Below are 17,910 nucleotides of genomic sequence, written 5' to 3'. Positions count from 1 at the left end.
GGTTACATATGAATAAGCTCTATTTTCATACAAGATTATCAGAAAAAATCGGCATCCTCATGCAGGATGATAAAATAAAGGATATAACAATAGATCGCCCGACAGATGCTTGTCGGGTCGGTTCCATTTTTCTAGGGAAAATTCGTAATGTAGACCATTCAATCGAGGCGGCATTTGTTGATATTGGAGCAGATCAGGTCGGCTTTTTACCAAAAAGCGAGTATCCTTTCGATCAATCGATAGTAGAAGGATCTGCTATCATTGTACAGATCGTAAAGGAACCATATCAAAACAAAGGAGCAAAGCTGACGGCTAATATTACGATTGGTGGCTCCAATATAGTTTTTCTCCCTTATGGAGATTATTTGGCTTTCTCCAAAAAGCTTGATGGAGATACTCGAAAACGAATGGAAAATGTATTGAAACCACAATTACGTAAAAAAGAGGGTCTAATCATTCGTACGAATAGTGCCAAAAAGACGGATAGCGAATTAATTCATGAATTGGAACAATTAAGGGCATCCTTTCAGGAGCTTCTTCATTCGACCAAAAATAAAAAGGCACCTATTGTTTTGTATCGTGATCAATTGATACCAAGTCACATGTTAAATCAATATCAGAGTTATCCAATTGATAGGATATATTTCGATGAGCTCATAAAGATGAAGGAAATGATGACTCGCTATCCTCATGATAAAGATAAAATGGAGTATTTACCTTCCCTTCCGTTGCTAGAAGGAGCGACCATTGATCAAATACTGAAGCAACTAACATCACCAGTCGTTCAAATGAAGGAGGGTATTGTACTCACCATTGAACAGACAGAGGGATTGACAGTGATAGATATTGATAGCAGTCAATACCGTAGCAGACAAAATAAACAGGCCACTTTATTTCAAATAAATCAAAAAGCTGTACCAGCCATTGCAGCAGAAATTAATAAACGGAACATATCTGGAATTATTTTGATAGACTTTTTGAAAATGAAAAGAAAAGACGAGCAAGAAAAAATCCATCAGTCATTAAAAAGGGCATTCGCTCAATATCCTGTTCGGACGGAAGTGATGGGATTTACCAAGCTTGGACTACTAGAAATGACAAGAAAAAGAGAAAATGTTAGTCTATTACAACAATTAACGAATAAGTCATCAATAGTAGCTTGGGAGTACAATCTTGAATCCATTTGTTACCAGTTGGAACGAGAATTATATCAATTGAATCGCACCAACGCAGAAGTGGTCTTGTTAAAAGGAAACCCATCATTACTCGACCTTTTTCAAAAATATTCAAGTGCTATATTAGAGAAGCAGATTCAGCTAAATATATTTATAATAAAGGATTCAACCATAAAAGGCTATGATATTCTTCGCTCTGGAAGCAACCAGCTAATGGATGAATATATAGTGCAGCATCCCGATTTAACCATTGACAAAATTCTATAGAATATGGTATGATCGTTTCGTTGTCTTTGTAGCACCTGTTGCTACAACCGCGCAGAACAGGTTTAGTAAGCTCCATTTAGAGCACCTGTATGGCGAGTCTTAGTTATATGAGGAGGTGCATATTGTGTACGCAATTATTGAAACTGGTGGTAAACAAGTTAAAGTAGAAGAAGGTCAAGTAATTTACGTAGAGAAGTTAGCTGCTGAAGCTGGTGAAACGGTAACTTTTGACAAGGTACTTGCCGTAGGTGGAGATGAAGCTAAATTCGGCACTCCATTTGTGGACGGTGCTTCTGTAACTGCGAAAGTGGAGAAGCAAGGTCGTCAAAAGAAAATTACTGTGATCAAGTTCAAACCAAAGAAAAACTATTCACGCAAGCAAGGTCACCGTCAACCATACACAAAATTGACGATTGAAAAAATCAATGCATAAGGATCTTTCCTAATGATTGAAGTGACAATTAAGCGTAAAGCAGGTCATATAAAGTCTTTTATGATAAAAGGGCATGCTGGAAGTGGACCTTATGGGCATGATTTAGTTTGTGCCGCTGTATCGGCCATTTCCATTGGTGCTGTTAATGCGGTTTTATCACTATGTGAAATGGATCTATTAATTGACCAAGCCGGCGATGAAGGCGGATTTCTTGAGGTAACCATACCTGATAATCAAGAGGACGAGAATGCTTCTCTGTTATTCGAAGGAATGCTTGTATCTCTCGAAACCGTGGAGCAGGATTATGGACAATTTATATCCATCTCTGAAAAATAAGGAGGTGCAACCGATATGTTACGTCTAGATCTACAATTTTTCGCATCTAAAAAAGGTGTAGGTAGTACAAAAAACGGTCGTGATTCTGAATCTAAACGTTTAGGTGCTAAACGTGCGGACGGTCAGTTTGTTTCAGGTGGTTCTATTCTATATCGCCAACGTGGAACAAAAATTTACCCAGGTGTAAATGTTGGACGTGGTGGAGATGATACACTATATGCAAAAACAGATGGTGTAGTTAAATTCGAACGCTACGGCCGTGATCGTAAAAAAGTAAGTGTATACCCTGCATAATAAAAGGAAGGCTCTGATCTTAGGATTAGAGCCTTTTTTGTACGTTAGGAAAGTATAAAATCTTTACACAGCAGAAGTTCGACGTAGTGGAGATTTTAAGGTACCAAGTATAAGAAAAACTAGGCATTCTCCAAAAGACGAGCGAATGCGTAGTTTTTCTAATATTTGAACGACCAGACGATGATATTTTTAGGCTGAGTCCTTAACCAGCTTCCTATCCTTGCTTTCGCTTTTCTTTTATAACTATGCTATAATTTGCTTATTGTATATGGGGTGAGCGCGATGAAAGATTCGGAAGTGGTTGAGCTTTTGCGACATTATCGTCATGATAGCTTAAATGATTTACAATTAGTTAATGGATATTTACAATTGGGTAAACTAGATAAGGTAGAAGCCAAAATGAAGGAAATGGTGGAAAAAGCAGCAGAAGAACGTAAATTAGACCATCTCAACCTTCCAAAGTCTATGTTATGGATTTTACAAAAAAATTGGTTCACGAATAATTTAAATCTAACTTATAAAATCCATGTAGAGTACAATGTAGAAGCATCTGATACCCTCCTATGTGATGAGTTAGAAACTCTTTTTGTATTACTTGAAGATTCACAGAAAGAATATCAGGAGTATCATGCAACAATCAATTTTTACGATATAAAATCTAACTCTTTACAAGTAATCATTCAAGTGTCTGGTGATTGGCATCATGTAGCTAGTTTACCGAGTAAAATCAAACAGTTACCATTTATTATGTCTGTAGAGATCGTGAAGAACGAGATAATCATCAAGTGGATAGTATAAATTAAAGTAGGTGTTGCAATATGTTTGTTGATCAGGTCAAGGTCTATGTAAAAGCAGGTGACGGTGGAAATGGAATTGTAGCCTTTCGTCGGGAAATATATGTTCCAATGGGTGGACCAGCTGGTGGAGATGGTGGAGATGGTGGTGACATCATTTTTGAGGTGGACGAAGGCTTGAATACCCTGATGGATTTTCGTTATCAAAAGCATTTTAAGGCGAGACGTGGCGAAAATGGAATGGGTAAAGGGATGCATGGTAAAAATGCAGAACCATTAGTGTTAAGTGTGCCACCAGGAACGACAGTAAGAGATGTAAGAACAGGTGTTGTGATAGCAGATTTAATAGAACATAAGCAAAGAGCTGTAATAGCAAAGGGTGGACGCGGTGGACGTGGAAATATTCGCTTTGCAACTGCAAAAAACCCAGCACCAGAAATTGCTGAAAATGGCGAGCCCGGTGTGGAGCGCGATATCCAAATTGAATTAAAGTTAATAGCAGACGTTGGCTTAGTTGGTTTTCCAAGTGTAGGTAAATCAACATTGCTTTCTGTAGTGAGTGCGGCAAAACCTAAAATTGCTGATTATCATTTTACTACATTATCCCCTAATCTAGGTGTTGTCGATACAGCGGATCAGAGGAGCTTTGTTTTAGCGGATTTACCGGGCTTAATTGAAGGAGCTCATGAAGGTGTCGGTCTTGGTCATCAATTTCTTCGTCATGTAGAAAGAACGAGAGTCATTTTACATGTAATTGATATGGCTGGTACTGAAGGTAGAGACCCATATCAAGATTACAAGACAATCAATCAAGAGCTTGAACAATATGATCCTACATTACTTGAACGCCCACAGATTATTGCAGCAAATAAAATGGATCTACCTGAAGCAGAAGATCAACTAGCCCTATTTAAGGAACAATTAGAAGAGGATTATCCAGTTTTCCCAATCTCGACTGTGACAAAGGAAGGAATCCGTGAACTCCTTTTTGCAGTAGCCAATAAATTGGATGAAATCCCAAAAAATTATCAGCCCATTGAAGAAAAAGAGGATCGAGTTATTTATCGATTTGAAAAAGAGGACAAAGGGTTTCAAATTACAAGAGACCCTGATGGAGCATATGTTTTGTTAGGTGAAAAGATTGAAAAATTGTTTAAGATGACGGATATGACACGTGAAGAATCGATTCAACGTTTCTCGAGACAACTCAGAGGCATGGGGGTTGATGAAGCATTGCGTCAACGAGGCGCAGAAGACGGTGATACAGTTCGTTTACTTGATTATGAATTTGAGTTTATGGAATAATAGACAAGATATATGCTGTACGGTCTAGTACAAAGGGGAATGAACGGATGGCTTCGAAAAAAGAAAAATTTTATTTAGTTCGCGAAGATTTTTTGCCAGAAGGAATGAAAAAGACCTTAGAGGCAAAGAAGCTGTTAGAAGTCAAGAAAGTGGATTCCATCCATGAAGCAACTAAAAGTGTAGGACTATCTAGAAGCGTTTTTTATAAATATCGGGATGCAGTTTTTCCTTTTCAGCATATGGTGAAGGAGCAGATGATTACGTTATTTTTTCATTTAGAAGACCAAACTGGTGCATTATCCCATCTGTTATCGATCGTTGCAGGTGCAGGCTGTAACATTTTAACGATTCATCAAACCATACCGATTCAAGGAAAGGCAAATGTAACATTATCCTTGAACACGAATGGAATGATAAGAGAGCTTGATGAGCTTATCCATGACTTAAAACAACAGGAATTTGTAAATCAGGTAGAAATATTAAGTTCAGGTGTTTCATAATATAGGAGGAGCAGTTTTCATGGCAACAACTATCGGGTATTTAGGACCTAAGGGAACTTTTTCTAAAATCGCAGTAGACTCCATGTTTAATGGAGAAATCAAAAAAGGATACAAGACAATTCCAGCATGTATTGATGCAATAGAGAAAAACGAAGTCTCATATGCAGTTGTCCCTTTAGAAAATACGATTGAAGGGACAGTCAACCTCACGTTAGATAATATTATACAAACAGAAAATATTAAAATCGTTAGTGAAGTCATTGTTCCGATAAGGCAGCATATCATGGTACATCCTAGCAATGTGGCTAAATGGAAAGAAGTAACGGCAATTTATTCTCATCCACATGCAATTGCGCAATGTCACAGGTTCTTGCGTAATCAATTCTCTCATCTAGAGGCACAGTCCATGACTTCTACAGGTGCCGCTGCGGAGTATGTTAGTAATCATCCAAAGGAAATTAGTGCAGCGATTGCTAATCATTTAGCAGCAAAGGAATATGGGCTTTCCATCGTAGAAAAGGATATCCATGATTTTGAAAATAACCATACACGTTTTATTGTTCTTCATAAGCAAGAAACAGCTCTTACTTCCAATAAGCTTGAAGAAAAAGGTTATAAAACAACGATAACAGTTGCATTACCTTCTGACAGGCCAGGTGCGTTACATCAAGTTTTATCTGCATTTGCTTGGAGAAATTTAAATCTCTCCAAAATAGAATCAAGACCGATGAAAACAGGATTAGGTAATTATTATTTCTTAATTGATATAGAACAAAAGATGGATAACGTACTCATACCAAATGCCATTGCTGAAATAGAGTCGTTAGGATGTACAGTAAATGTATTAGGTAGTTACCCATACTATTTGCATAGCGGAAACGGAGTAACACTTGCTGTTTAATAAGCAAGTGTTTTTCTATGTGAAATATTCTTCTAAAGGATCGAGTATATTGTTATAATAGGACCAAGGAGGTATGTTAAATTGTGGAATTCTATCTTTAAATGGACACTGGGAATCCTACTTACCGGCTTAGTTGTTATTATCGTATTTTTTACAGTATTAATTTATATGGATTTTAGTGATTCTAAAGAAGTAGTAAAATCGGATGAAACAAAGGATGATAACACTTCAGAACAACAAGAAGAGAAAGAAATTGTAGAATTATCTGATGAGAAATTTAAAAATAAGGAAGATACAGACAAGTTGAATCCGTTTGGAGATCCATATGAACTGGACCAATTAACAGATGCTTATGTACAAGATTATATTCATCAAATGGCTCATCAGAAAGTCATTGCAAATGAAAAATGGGGTTTCTATCGAATAACAGATGAACGAATCAGCTGGTTATTAGAAGGAGTTCAATCCAGTGATTTAAACCATAAGCAAACATATTTGAATATTTTAAATCAATGGCAACAAGGTAATTTTGCTGAAGCGGATGTCCATCATAATACTATTTGGGAGCTTCAGGGAGGTACGATTGGAAAAGCTACAGGTGTATATTCTCAAGAAGAAGAACAAGCCTTTTTGGAAAGCTACGAGAATCAGTAATTATATAGCTACGTAGTAAAAAAAGCTCCATTTCCCCAGGGGAAGGAGCTTATTAATTTTTGTCAACTTAATGGACGATATAACCTTTTTCTTTTAATGCTTGATAGGCCCCTTCTAACTTCCATTCCTGATCGGCGGTTATCGTGTGGTTGTGTACACCATCTGTTAGCTCTAGGAGATAGGGAGCTTTCTTTTCTGCTATTTTTTCAATAAATTGATCCACTTCCGCTCTGTTACTTATCATAAGTGATGCTTCTAAATCTCCGTAGATTGGATGTTCAATCACTACATTTTTAACCATTGCTCCATGGTCCACAATGGTATATAACTCATCTCTGGTTTGGTCAGGGCGATGATTACATGCTATCACTTTTTCAGTTCTGTTGCGATTATCTTGAGCTTGTACATACAAATAGCCATTACTTGTTGCCATGATCGGGTGATTCTGTGCCTTCAGTAAGGTGATGTCTTGGACAATCACTTGTCGACTTACATTCGCCCGATCTGCTAATGCTGAGCCAGTAGTTGGCCTATCTGCTTGGCGAAGCCATTGGAGAATCTGTTTTCGACGATCTTCTCCGATTAATTTTTTACTCATAGTACTTATACCTCCACGAATTTTTCCCCTATTTGTTTTGATACACGGATAATCATCTCAAGGTCTTCCTCTGTTGTTAGATGGCTAAAGGAAAATCGAATAAAACGTCTTCCTTCTTCCTCATCCTGAATAAACGGTTGAATCGATCTTGGTATACCAGATTGACCTAACCCACACGCACTACCTGTAGAGATGGCAATTTCGAAACGATTGTATTCTAACATTAAATAATCACCTTGTGTATGATCTGATATACAGCCTACAATACTTGGACAATGCATCGATTCTCCTACGAAAATGGGTGTTAATCCTGTTTTGTTATGGCGAATCTGGTCGATAAAGGTGTGTTGAATATTTTTTAAGTAATAAAAATGTTGATCTAGATGATGATTCATTTCTTCAACTGCCGTGACGAAAGCCGCAATGCTAGCAACATCTACTGTTCCAGGACGAATGCCTTTCTCATGGTTTGTAGAAATTGGATGTGGCTTGAGAAAAATGTTTGGATGAAAATAAACAGCTCCCACCCCTTTTGGGCCGTAAATCTTATGACTGGATATCGAGATAGCATCAACAGGTAATTGCCTAAGATCTATCTTTATTTTACCAAAAGATTGAACAAAATCACTATGAAAAGCGATATTCCTTGTTCTTAACAGTTTCCCGATTTCTTCAATAGGTTGTTGAATCCCTGTCTCACTATTGACGTGTTGTATGGAAACAAGGCAAGTATTAGATTGAATTGATCGAGCTAACTCATTCATATCAATGCTTCCATTGTTTGGACAGGCTAGAAACGTAACATCAATCATCTCGCTTCTATCCATTTGCTTTAAATAATAATAAATAGAACTATGCTCGACCGTCGAAGTAATGATATGCTTTTTCTCGTGTGGAGGAGCAGATCGAAGAATCGTATCAATAGCCAAAATATTACTCTCGGTTCCACCACTTGTAAAAAATAGTCTACTAGCATCTACTCCTAGACTTCGTGCTAAAATATTTCGTGCTTGCTCTAAAATGTCCTGTGCTTTTGAACCAATGTCATGTAAGCTGCTAGCATTTCCATAATATTTTCTAGCAACTGTTTGATACATAGTTAATGCTTGTTCCGACATCGGTGTTGTTGCTGCATAATCACAATAAATCAAGTTTTAATCTCCCCTATAGAAAAATTTAATCCAAAAAAGTCTTGCCTTCTATCACATTATATGTAAATATATCTGTAAAGACAACTGTAAAGCAAGGTGGAATTATGACAAAACAAAGAGTGATAATAGTTGGAGCAGGGTTAGCGGCATTTGTACTAGCAGACAGACTTTATAAAGAAAAAGAGGTTGTCATTATTACAAAAGAGTCAATCCAACAGAATAATTCACTTAAAGCACAAGGTGGAGTTGCGGCGGCAATCGATACCAATGATTCAGCAGAAATTCATCGTCAAGATACAATGAAGGCAGGTGTTCAGTATAATGATCCCTCAGCAGTTGAGGTACTAACAAAAGAGGGGACAGAACGGATAAAGGAGTGGATTCATGCAGGTTTCCCATTTGACAAAGACCAATATGGAAAAATACTTTTAGGAAGAGAAGGAGCTCATCAAAAACGCCGAATACTTCATGTGGGTGGTGACCAGTCAGGAAAATACTTAGTAAGCTATCTACAGGAAAAGCTGAGAAAAAATATCATGATCATTGAAAATGAAATGGCTGTCGAATGTATCATGTGGGAGGGGAGATGTAAGGGAATAAACACGATAGACAATCGTGATCACTACCACTCCTATTATTGCGACCATCTCATTTTAGCAACAGGTGGTTGTGGTGCATTGTTTGAAACAACCTCCAATGATCGGACAGTTACAGGAGATGGTATAGCTATTGCTTATAAGGCGGGGGCTAGGATTGAAGATATCGAGTTCATTCAATTTCATCCAACTATGTTAAAGCAAAATTCGAAGGGTCATCACTTTCTAATCTCAGAAGCAGTACGTGGGGAAGGGGCGATTCTAGTTGACCAAAACGATATTCCTTTCATGGCGAAATATCACAAAGATTTAGATCTTGCGCCTAGAGATGTCGTTACAAGAGCAATGGTTACAGAAGAGGGACTAGGAAATCAGGTTTATTTAAAAATTGATATGATTGAACATTTTAGTGAACGCTTTCCACAAATTAGCTCATTATGTGAAGAGATGAACATAAACTGGAAAAGTGGTTATATTCCTGTCATACCAGGTGCGCACTTTTTAATGGGAGGTATTCAAACAAACTTAAAGGGGGAAACCACTGTCCCTGGGCTGTATGCCGTTGGAGAGACTGCATCTACTCGTGTGCATGGGGCAAACAGACTTGCGAGTAACTCACTATTAGAGTGTATAGTGTTTGCCAATCGGCTAGCAGATTGGTTAATAAAGAAAGAAGAAACCACGTCAATCATTCAAGCATCCCGTTCCTATAATCCGAGTACAAGAGAATGTATTGATTTACCGACAATCGCAGAGATACAGGCTAAAATGATGAAATATGTAGGGATAGAGCGTGAAGAAAAAGGGCTCAAGAAAATATTAGAATGGCTCCGTTCTTACCAAGTTCACCATATCTCTTCTATCACAGATAAATTTTATTCTAAAAAACAAATAGAACAGCTTCATATGACGACGGTTGCTTGGTTGATCGCATCATCAGCCATCGAACGAAAGGAAAGCAGAGGAGCACATTATCGATCAGACTATCCTAGTAAAAATGATGGGCAATGGGGAAATCGTAGAATTATCCGTACATTTCAACAAAAAGCAAATATAAATGTGTCAAATCAAGCTATTGAAAGGTGATTATGCTAATGAATAAATGGAGTTTAAGGAAGAAATTAGAGGATTTTCTGGAGGAGGATATCGGTAGTGGCGATCCATCAACAGCGTTTTTATTTGACAATGGTCAAATAAAACGAGGGGCTTTTATAGCAAAGGAAGGAGGCATTTTCGCAGGATCCGATATATTATTGGAGGCCTATCATCTTCTAGATTCTGAAATTAAGGTTGAATGTTGGAAGGAAGATGGCGAGCCGTTAGATCGTGGGGACACCATTGCGACCATCACAGGTAATCCGATTGCTTTATTGTCTGGGGAGAGAGTCATCCTTAATCTTATTCAACGAATGTGTGGCATTGCGACTATTACGAATAAAGTTGTACATGAATTGAATAATCCAGCTATTCAAGTATGTGATACTCGAAAAACTACACCAGGATTAAGAATGCTGGAAAAATATGCCGTTACCTGTGGTGGTGGGGTGAATCATCGCTTTGGTCTTTATGATGGCGTGATGATCAAGGATAATCATATTGTTGCAGCTGGTTCGATTAAAAAAGCAATTAAACAAGTTAGAGAGAAGCTTGGACATATGATGAAAATTGAAGTAGAAGTGGAAACAGAACGCCAGCTTGAAGAGGCAATTTTAGCTAAGCCCGATATTATTATGCTCGATAATATGGAACCAGCTTTGATTAAAACGCTTATTGGTAAAATACCAAAGTCTATCCTTACCGAAGCCTCTGGAAATATAACGATTGATAATATACGTTCCTATTACGATACAGGCGTTGATTATATTTCGTTAGGATTTATAACGCAATCTGCAAAGGCATTAGATATTAGTTTCCAAATGGAGGAGGAATAAGCTTGAGTATAGCAACACTGTTTACGGAGAACCAATTACCAGAAGAATATAAACAATTATCATCAGAGGAAATGGAAGAAAGAATTAAACAAATAAAAAAAAGACTTGGAAACGATTTATTTATTCCAGGGCATCACTATCAAAAGGATGAAGTGATTCAGTTTGCTGATGCGACTGGTGATTCTTTGCAACTAGCTCAAATTTCAGCCAAACAAGCTGCAACGAATATCGTGTTTTGTGGAGTTCATTTTATGGCAGAGACAGCAGACATCCTAACAGAGGAGAATCAACAGGTACTGTTACCAGATATGCGAGCTGGCTGCTCGATGGCAGATATGGCAGATGATGTCCAAACAAAGGAAGCGTGGGAGACATTGCAGGGAATTTTTGGTGATACGATTTTACCTTTAACATATGTCAACTCTACTGCTGCAATCAAAGCTTTTGTGGGAAAGCATGATGGTGCTACTGTTACTTCATCAAATGCGAGAAAAATGGTGAGATGGGCATTAACGCAAAAGGAAAGGTTATTGTTTTTACCAGATCAGCATTTAGGTAGGAATACGGCTTATGATCTGGGTATCCCACTTGATGAAATGGCAGTATGGGACCCCATTAATCGAAAGCTTGAATTCAGAGGAGAAGTAGGTAGAATTCGAGTTATTCTCTGGAAAGGACATTGCTCCGTCCATGAGAACTTTACCATAAAAAATATTGAAAATGTTCGAAAGAATCACCCCAATATGAACATAATTGTACATCCAGAATGTAAGCATGAGGTCGTTCAATTATCTGATCTAGCAGGTTCGACAAAATATATAATTGAAACAATCGAGATGGCAGAGGCTGGAACGGAATGGGCAATTGGAACAGAGATGAACCTCGTCAATCGAATTATTCAACAACATCCTGATAAAAAAATTATTTCCTTAAACCCATATATGTGTCCATGTCTTACGATGAATCGAATTGACTTACCACATTTGTTATGGTCATTAGAGCAGATAGAAAAAGAGAATTCTCAAAATCAAATTAAAGTAGATAAGCAAATTGCAAAAGAAGCAAAGAAAGCTCTTAATCGTATGCTTATCCTTTCATAAAATGATTATGAATATAGTAGATATCTTGTATTTTTTGCAAGATATCTTTTTCATTTCATTCAACATTTTAGGCTAATTGCATATGTTGTTAAAGAAGACCGAAAGCTCGAGATAAACGCCTATTTATACTTAATAATGGGAAAGGAGTATTAGCATTGAAAATTCACGTTGTGCAAGAAAATGAAACTCTTTGGAAGATTGCGCAAAAATACGGGGTGGATTTTGAAGAATTGATAGCAGCTAACCAGCAAATATCGAATCCTGATATGATCATGCCTGGAATGAAAATAAAAGTCCCTACAACTGGGGATAAAAAGCAGCAAACTGCCCCGTCAAAAAAGGATAAGCAAGAAGTAAAACCAGCTCCTCAGCCACAAAATCAAATTTTACCGGAGATTAAAGAGGATGAGGAACAGAAATGGGAGCCATTAAAAAAGGAGATGCCTTCATTGCCAATTCATTTTAATAAGCAACAACCTGCACCGAAGGAGAAACAACAGCCATTAATGCCAGTACAACCAACACCAGGTCCTGATGTGGACTTGAAATGGACACAATTTAATAAAGATGTGATGGAAACAAATATTAATCAATTTCTACCTGTCAAAGATCAATTGGCAGGAGCACAGGAAATGCCCAAACCAGAAATGCAGCAACCGATGATGCCACCACATCATCATCACATGCCAATGCCACATCATCCTTGTCATGCCCCATGTGTTTCTCAAGATGGAATTCCTTACGGTTTTGGTAACATGGGCCCAATGCAAAATCATCCGTTTCCTGATCATTTTGGCGGGCAAGTTATGGGACAACAGACACAAATGCCTGCCTCCAATCAGCAAACATGGCAACCAAACAATGGTATGAATCAAGGTCAATGGGGACAATGGGAACAACAAATGCCTCACTGGCAACCAATGCAACAACCTAATATGCAACAAGGACAAATGCCACAACAAGACCAGGTTATGTCAGAACAGCAAATGATGCCGATGTATGGCATGCCAAATAATCAGCAAATGTCCCCACAATATGGTATGCCCCAACCAATGATGCCACAATACGGTCAAAATACACCTCATTATCCGCAAGCTCAGCCTTACGGATATCATAAGAAGGATTGTGGCTGTGGGAACCGAGAGGGATAATTTTTCAAAGGTGATTCTAAAGGAATCACCTTTTTACTATTCCTTCCAACTATAATACGCATACTTTATGAAAAACTTTGATGGATGTCACCCTTTATCTAAAGCATTAGTGAATTTGTTTGACCTGTTCTTATCATAATAATGTATTATCTTAGGCAGCGAGTGTTTTCATATCTTGATTCGTATGATAAAGTAAAAAAGGAAAGTTTATTTGACTGCTGATAGATTACAAGGGGTGAAAGACATGGCAGGACATTCTAAATGGAAGAATATACAGCGCAGAAAAAATGCACAAGATGCGAAGCGCGGAAAGATCTTTATGAAGCATGCAAAGGATATCTACCTTGCTGCAAAACAGGGTGGTGGAGATCCAGACATGAACCCATCTTTAAGACTTGCTGTAGATAAGGCGAAGGCGGATAATATGCCGAATGATAATATTGATCGTGCGATTAAAAAAGCAACAGGTGCATTAGATGGTGCAAATTATGAAGAGCTAATCTATGAAGGTTATGGTCCTGGAGGTACTGCTGTCATGGTAGAGGTACTAACAGATAATCGTAATCGTACAGCCTCAGAGCTACGACATGCCTTTAGTCGAAATGGTGGTAATCTAGGCGAGAATGGCTGTGTCGCATTTATGTTTAATCGAAAGGGCTATATTGTAATAGAGCAAAGCACAACAGATGCTGATGAAGATACAATAATGCTTGAAGCAATAGAAGCTGGAGCGGAAGAAATGGAAGCAAGTGATGGCGCATTTGAAATATACACAGATCCAGAAGAATTTGGATCTGTAAAAAATTCCTTAGAGGAGAGTGGATTCACTCTCGAAACAGCTGAAGTTACGATGATTCCAGAAACTTTATCCGAGGTTGACGAAGCAGCAGCTGAGAAAATGGTGAAGCTTGTGAATATGTTGGAAGATATGGAGGATGTTCAGGAAGTCTATCATAACTTAGATGCTGATGAGGATATAATGGCACAACTCTAAAAATCAGGTACTTACCTGGTTTTTTATTATGGAGAAAAATATGGAAAGTGCATCGCCGAATGAATGAAGCTTTTTCTCGAGTATGTGGTTAAAATTACTAATAGTTGGACATTCTAATAGTAACCTAGTTTGAATGGAGGATGGAAAATGAGTAAACTATGGTTATCATTGAATGTTCTAGTATTAGTTATGATAGGGTGTTATTTTATCTTTGAAAGGAACGATCCAATGGAAGAAATGGAAACATCCCCAGTAGTAGCGAAAGAGCCACATACAATAGAGCTTAAATTAGAGAAAAAATATATAGATGGAAAAACGGAAGTCGAAGAAACAACAACCAAGATTTCATCGATGGAGGATTTTTGGTCACAGTACCAGCAATGGACATTGGTAGAACAAAAACAGGGATATATACATTTTAAGCAAGATGTAGATGATATTTCTCCCTATTTAAAGACATATGGTTATTTCGGAATTGATGATGGGGTGTTGACGATTTTCGAGGGCATTCCTGTTCATGAAGAAGTCATTCAATCCTTTTATCATATTGATACAAATGAGCTAGAAAGTCACTTGCTTGAGGATTTAGAGGACGGTATCAAGATCAAAACAAAAGAAGATTATCAACAAGTGATTGAAACCTTCCGTACCTATCAAATATCTGAACCTGTAAATAGTTGAGCGATCCTAGATCGTTCAACTATTTTGACTTTCCAGAGCCTTATGAGTCCTTTTGTACTAAATTCATCAATCATGTATGATAGATATAGAGAAGATTTCTTGCTTGTAACTAGGCAATGAGCTATGATATATACGAACATATGATTGACAAAAGATAAGGTGGCAGACAAAATGATTGCATATATTAGGGGAATTATCGACGAAATAACTGAACAAGCAGTACTAATAGAAACAAATGGTATCGGATATGAAGTAATATGTCCTAACCCATTGCAGTTTCAAGCAATGCTCGGGCAGAAGGAAAAGATTTATACTTATCACCACGTCAGGGAAGATGCCCAAACTTTGTATGGCTTTCAAGAGCCAGAGGAAAAGCAATTATTCGCAAAGATATTAAATGTTTCAGGTATTGGGCCAAAAGGGGCGCTGGCTGTTCTAGCCTCTACTTCTGTTATGGATTTCGTAATGGCTATTGAGCAGGAAAATGAGAAATTCCTTACGAGTTTCCCCGGTGTAGGGAAGAAAACGGCAAGACAAATGATTTTAGACTTAAAGGGTAAATTACCTTTTGAATATCATGTAGAGAAACAGGAATCAACAACGACACAAAAAGATATGGATCCTGCGTTAAATGAAGCAATCGAAGCATTGAAGGCACTAGGCTATTCAGATAAAGAAATTAATCAGATTAAACCACGATTAAAGGAAGAAAAACAGACTGAACCAGATGGCTACATCCGCAAGGGACTTGCCTTAATGATGAAGCAGTAGAAAGGGAGATAGCAAATGGACGATAGAATCATCTCCGGAGAAATACAGGAGCAAGAGGCATTGGAAGAGCTTAGTCTCCGGCCAAAGCTATTAAAACAATATATTGGTCAACATAAAGCAAAAGAAAATTTAGCGATTTTCATTGAAGCAGCGAAAATGCGTAACGAACCTTTAGACCATGTTTTACTATATGGACCACCTGGGCTCGGGAAAACAACGATGGCACAAATTATCGCAAATGAGATGGGTGTTCAATTTAAATCAACATCAGGTCCTGCAATAGAACGTTCCGGCGATTTGGCGGCAATCTTGTCATCCCTCGAAGTAGGCGATGTATTATTCATTGATGAAATTCATCGATTGCCTCGCGCAGTGGAAGAAATCTTATATCCAGCTATGGAGGATTTTTGTTTGGATATCGTCATTGGAACAGGTCCAAGCGCACGTTCTGTTCAATTAGATCTTCCACCATTTACTTTAATTGGTGCTACTACCAGAGCAGGGCTGCTCACTGCCCCACTAAGAGACCGATTTGGTGTCCTAAGCCGCCTAGAGTTTTACGAAATGGTGGATTTATGCGCAATTGTGGAAAGAACAGCTGATATTTTTGAGGTCAAAATTGATAAACAAGCGGCATTAGAGGTTGCGCGTCGATCTCGAGGAACTCCTAGAATTGCAAATAGACTATTAAAGAGAGTTCGCGATATTTCTCAGGTTACTGGAGAAACTTCGATTTCAAAAGAGACAACACAGCGGGCACTGAAAATGCTACAAGTTGATGATGCCGGATTAGACCAAATCGATCATAAGCTATTACTTGCTATGATTGAGAGCTTCCAAGGAGGACCAGTAGGACTAGACACGATTGCAGCAACAATTGGGGAAGAATCGCAAACTATTGAAGATGTTTATGAACCATTCTTGCTACAGCAAGGGTTTTTACAGCGTACACCTAGGGGGCGTTTGGTAACACCGAAGGCCTACCTTCACTTTAATATGGAGGTGCCTCATACTTGACGGATATTGGCAAAATCTTTATTGTAATAGGAGTTATTCTCATTATAGTAGGGTTATTGTGGGGATTTGTCGGGAAATTACCAGGTGATATTAGTTTTAAAAAGGGGAATATTTCCTTTCATTTTCCAATTATGACATCTATCGTTGTCAGCATTATCCTAAGTCTGATATTTTACTTAATAGGACGATTTAAATAAAAGGTTAGATTTACTAAGAGGAGTCACGAAATGAAGATTGATGATTTTGATTTTGAATTACCAGAAAAGTTGATTGCACAAACACCATTAAAAGACCGTTCAAGCTCACGATTAATGGTATTAAACAGAGAAATGCGCACCATTTCCCACCATCACTTTTATGATGTATTAGATTTTTTGGAAAAGGGCGATTGCCTTGTACTGAATGATACAAAGGTGTTACCAGCACGGTTATTTGGTACAAAAAAAGATACTGGAGCAAAAGTGGAAGTATTACTCCTTACCCAAATGGAACAGGATGACTGGGAGGTATTAGTCAAACCCGCTCGCAAAATCCAAATAGGTACAGAAATTAGTTTTGGTGATGGAAAGCTTCGAGCGATTTGTGTTGATACTAAAGAGCATGGTGGCCGCATTCTTCGGTTTCGTTATCAAGGAATTTTTTATGAAGTATTAGATGAGTTAGGGGAAATGCCGCTTCCACCTTATATTAAAGAACAGCTGGAGGAGAAAGATCGCTATCAGACGGTCTTTGCTAGGGAGCAAGGGTCTGCCGCGGCTCCAACAGCAGGCTTACACTTTACTGATGAATTATTGGAAGAAATAAAGCAAAAAGGTGTGGAGATTGCCTTTATTACATTGCATGTTGGCTTAGGAACTTTTCGACCTGTAAGTGTGGAGGATGTTACGACACATGAAATGCATGCAGAATTCTATCAAATGACAAGTGAAACAGCAGAGCAGCTTAATAAAGTAAAAAAACGCGGTGGTCGTATTATATCAGTAGGTACTACTTCAACGAGAACACTTGAAACGATCGCAAGAGATACGGGTGGAAATTTTGAGGAGCGAAATGGCTGGACAGATATCTTTATCTATCCACCATATCAATTTCAAGCAATAGATGGATTAATTACAAATTTCCATTTGCCAAAATCTACTTTAATCATGCTAGTAAGTGCCTTAGCTGATCGCGAATTTATATTGGAAGCTTACAACCAAGCAGTAAAAGAAAAGTACCGATTCTTTAGCTTTGGGGACGCAATGTTAATTATTTAAATGAA

General features: G+C 38.0%; 21 protein-coding genes and 1 other annotated feature. Of the genes, 19 read left to right on the top strand and 2 right to left on the bottom strand.

Going from position 1 to position 17,910, the window contains the following annotated elements:
• Window positions 1-8: 8 nt before the first annotated feature.
• The 9 genes from ACZ5R4_RS04385 to ACZ5R4_RS04345 all read left to right on the top strand — a co-directional run bounded on the left by ACZ5R4_RS04385 (window position 9) and on the right by ACZ5R4_RS04345 (window position 6,659).
• Window positions 9-1,442: a ribonuclease E/G gene (locus tag ACZ5R4_RS04385; RefSeq protein ID WP_464368104.1), complete on the top strand. Its 1,434-nt coding sequence runs from the start codon at window positions 9-11 to the stop codon at window positions 1,440-1,442.
• 35 nt (window positions 1,443-1,477) lie between these two features.
• Window positions 1,478-1,552, top strand: a sequence feature (ribosomal protein L21 leader region).
• Between the two features lie 14 nt (window positions 1,553-1,566).
• Window positions 1,567-1,875, top strand: coding sequence for a 50S ribosomal protein L21 (rplU, locus tag ACZ5R4_RS04380; protein WP_054787817.1), 309 nt, complete (start codon window positions 1,567-1,569; stop codon window positions 1,873-1,875).
• Between the two features lie 12 nt (window positions 1,876-1,887).
• A complete protein-coding gene (locus tag ACZ5R4_RS04375) occupies window positions 1,888-2,211 on the top strand; it encodes a ribosomal-processing cysteine protease Prp (protein WP_054787816.1) in 324 nt (107 codons plus the stop codon).
• Window positions 2,212-2,226: 15 nt separating this feature from the next.
• Window positions 2,227-2,505 carry a 50S ribosomal protein L27 gene (gene rpmA / locus ACZ5R4_RS04370; RefSeq protein WP_054859168.1) on the top strand — a complete coding sequence of 93 codons (279 nt, stop codon included), beginning with the start codon at window positions 2,227-2,229 and terminating at the stop codon, window positions 2,503-2,505.
• 282 nt (window positions 2,506-2,787) lie between these two features.
• On the top strand, window positions 2,788-3,303 hold the full coding sequence (locus ACZ5R4_RS04365; protein ID WP_054859169.1) for a Spo0B domain-containing protein: 516 nt from the start codon (window positions 2,788-2,790) through the stop codon (window positions 3,301-3,303).
• Window positions 3,304-3,323: 20 nt separating this feature from the next.
• Window positions 3,324-4,604, top strand: a complete 1,281-nt coding sequence (gene obgE, locus ACZ5R4_RS04360) for a GTPase ObgE (protein WP_109984059.1) — start codon at window positions 3,324-3,326, stop codon at window positions 4,602-4,604.
• Between the two features lie 47 nt (window positions 4,605-4,651).
• Entirely contained in the window at window positions 4,652-5,104 is a 453-nt protein-coding gene (locus tag ACZ5R4_RS04355) for an ACT domain-containing protein (RefSeq protein WP_054859171.1), read from the top strand.
• 19 nt (window positions 5,105-5,123) lie between these two features.
• Entirely contained in the window at window positions 5,124-6,005 is an 882-nt protein-coding gene (gene pheA, locus ACZ5R4_RS04350) for a prephenate dehydratase (protein WP_054787813.1), read from the top strand.
• 81 nt (window positions 6,006-6,086) lie between these two features.
• Window positions 6,087-6,659 (top strand): DUF6241 domain-containing protein, encoded by a 573-nt coding sequence (locus ACZ5R4_RS04345; protein ID WP_277678943.1) that lies wholly within the window; start codon window positions 6,087-6,089, stop codon window positions 6,657-6,659.
• Window positions 6,660-6,726: 67 nt separating this feature from the next.
• On the opposite strand, the gene ACZ5R4_RS04340 is transcribed toward ACZ5R4_RS04345, so the two are convergent.
• Together ACZ5R4_RS04340 and ACZ5R4_RS04335 are read right to left on the bottom strand one after the other, a co-directional pair.
• Window positions 6,727-7,257, bottom strand: coding sequence for a transcription repressor NadR (locus ACZ5R4_RS04340; protein WP_109984061.1), 531 nt, complete (start codon window positions 7,255-7,257; stop codon window positions 6,727-6,729).
• Window positions 7,258-7,262: 5 nt separating this feature from the next.
• Window positions 7,263-8,408, bottom strand: coding sequence for an IscS subfamily cysteine desulfurase (locus ACZ5R4_RS04335; RefSeq protein WP_464368103.1), 1,146 nt, complete (start codon window positions 8,406-8,408; stop codon window positions 7,263-7,265).
• A gap of 104 nt (window positions 8,409-8,512) precedes the next feature.
• Here ACZ5R4_RS04335 and nadB point away from each other — a divergent pair, with 104 nt between their 5' ends.
• The 10 genes from nadB to queA all read left to right on the top strand — a co-directional run bounded on the left by nadB (window position 8,513) and on the right by queA (window position 17,905).
• Entirely contained in the window at window positions 8,513-10,090 is a 1,578-nt protein-coding gene (gene nadB, locus ACZ5R4_RS04330; protein WP_464368102.1) for an L-aspartate oxidase, read from the top strand.
• 8 nt (window positions 10,091-10,098) lie between these two features.
• Window positions 10,099-10,935 (top strand): carboxylating nicotinate-nucleotide diphosphorylase, encoded by an 837-nt coding sequence (nadC, locus tag ACZ5R4_RS04325; RefSeq protein WP_464368101.1) that lies wholly within the window; start codon window positions 10,099-10,101, stop codon window positions 10,933-10,935.
• Window positions 10,936-10,937: 2 nt separating this feature from the next.
• Window positions 10,938-12,035, top strand: coding sequence for a quinolinate synthase NadA (gene nadA, locus ACZ5R4_RS04320; protein ID WP_109984065.1), 1,098 nt, complete (start codon window positions 10,938-10,940; stop codon window positions 12,033-12,035).
• Between the two features lie 155 nt (window positions 12,036-12,190).
• The gene (gene safA / locus ACZ5R4_RS04315) at window positions 12,191-13,186 is read left to right on the top strand and encodes a SafA/ExsA family spore coat assembly protein (protein ID WP_464368100.1); all 996 of its coding nucleotides are present in this window, start codon (window positions 12,191-12,193) and stop codon (window positions 13,184-13,186) included.
• 244 nt (window positions 13,187-13,430) lie between these two features.
• Window positions 13,431-14,180, top strand: a complete 750-nt coding sequence (locus ACZ5R4_RS04310) for a YebC/PmpR family DNA-binding transcriptional regulator (RefSeq protein WP_054859180.1) — start codon at window positions 13,431-13,433, stop codon at window positions 14,178-14,180.
• Between the two features lie 147 nt (window positions 14,181-14,327).
• On the top strand, window positions 14,328-14,861 hold the full coding sequence (locus ACZ5R4_RS04305) for a BofC C-terminal domain-containing protein (protein ID WP_054787805.1): 534 nt from the start codon (window positions 14,328-14,330) through the stop codon (window positions 14,859-14,861).
• Window positions 14,862-15,032: 171 nt separating this feature from the next.
• On the top strand, window positions 15,033-15,632 hold the full coding sequence (ruvA, locus tag ACZ5R4_RS04300; RefSeq protein WP_109984068.1) for a Holliday junction branch migration protein RuvA: 600 nt from the start codon (window positions 15,033-15,035) through the stop codon (window positions 15,630-15,632).
• 15 nt (window positions 15,633-15,647) lie between these two features.
• On the top strand, window positions 15,648-16,649 hold the full coding sequence (gene ruvB, locus ACZ5R4_RS04295) for a Holliday junction branch migration DNA helicase RuvB (RefSeq protein ID WP_109984069.1): 1,002 nt from the start codon (window positions 15,648-15,650) through the stop codon (window positions 16,647-16,649).
• Window positions 16,646-16,846 (top strand): DUF2905 domain-containing protein, encoded by a 201-nt coding sequence (locus ACZ5R4_RS04290; RefSeq protein WP_054787803.1) that lies wholly within the window; start codon window positions 16,646-16,648, stop codon window positions 16,844-16,846. Before ruvB ends, ACZ5R4_RS04290 begins: the two co-directional genes overlap by 4 nt.
• A 30-nt stretch (window positions 16,847-16,876) precedes the next feature.
• Window positions 16,877-17,905 carry a tRNA preQ1(34) S-adenosylmethionine ribosyltransferase-isomerase QueA gene (queA, locus tag ACZ5R4_RS04285; RefSeq protein WP_109984070.1) on the top strand — a complete coding sequence of 343 codons (1,029 nt, stop codon included), beginning with the start codon at window positions 16,877-16,879 and terminating at the stop codon, window positions 17,903-17,905.
• Window positions 17,906-17,910: the final 5 nt, after the last annotated feature.

The organism is Gracilibacillus sp. JCM 18860, from assembly GCF_055395245.1.
Note: the sequence above shows the minus strand (reverse complement) of the source record. Positions and strands in the feature narration are given on the sequence as shown.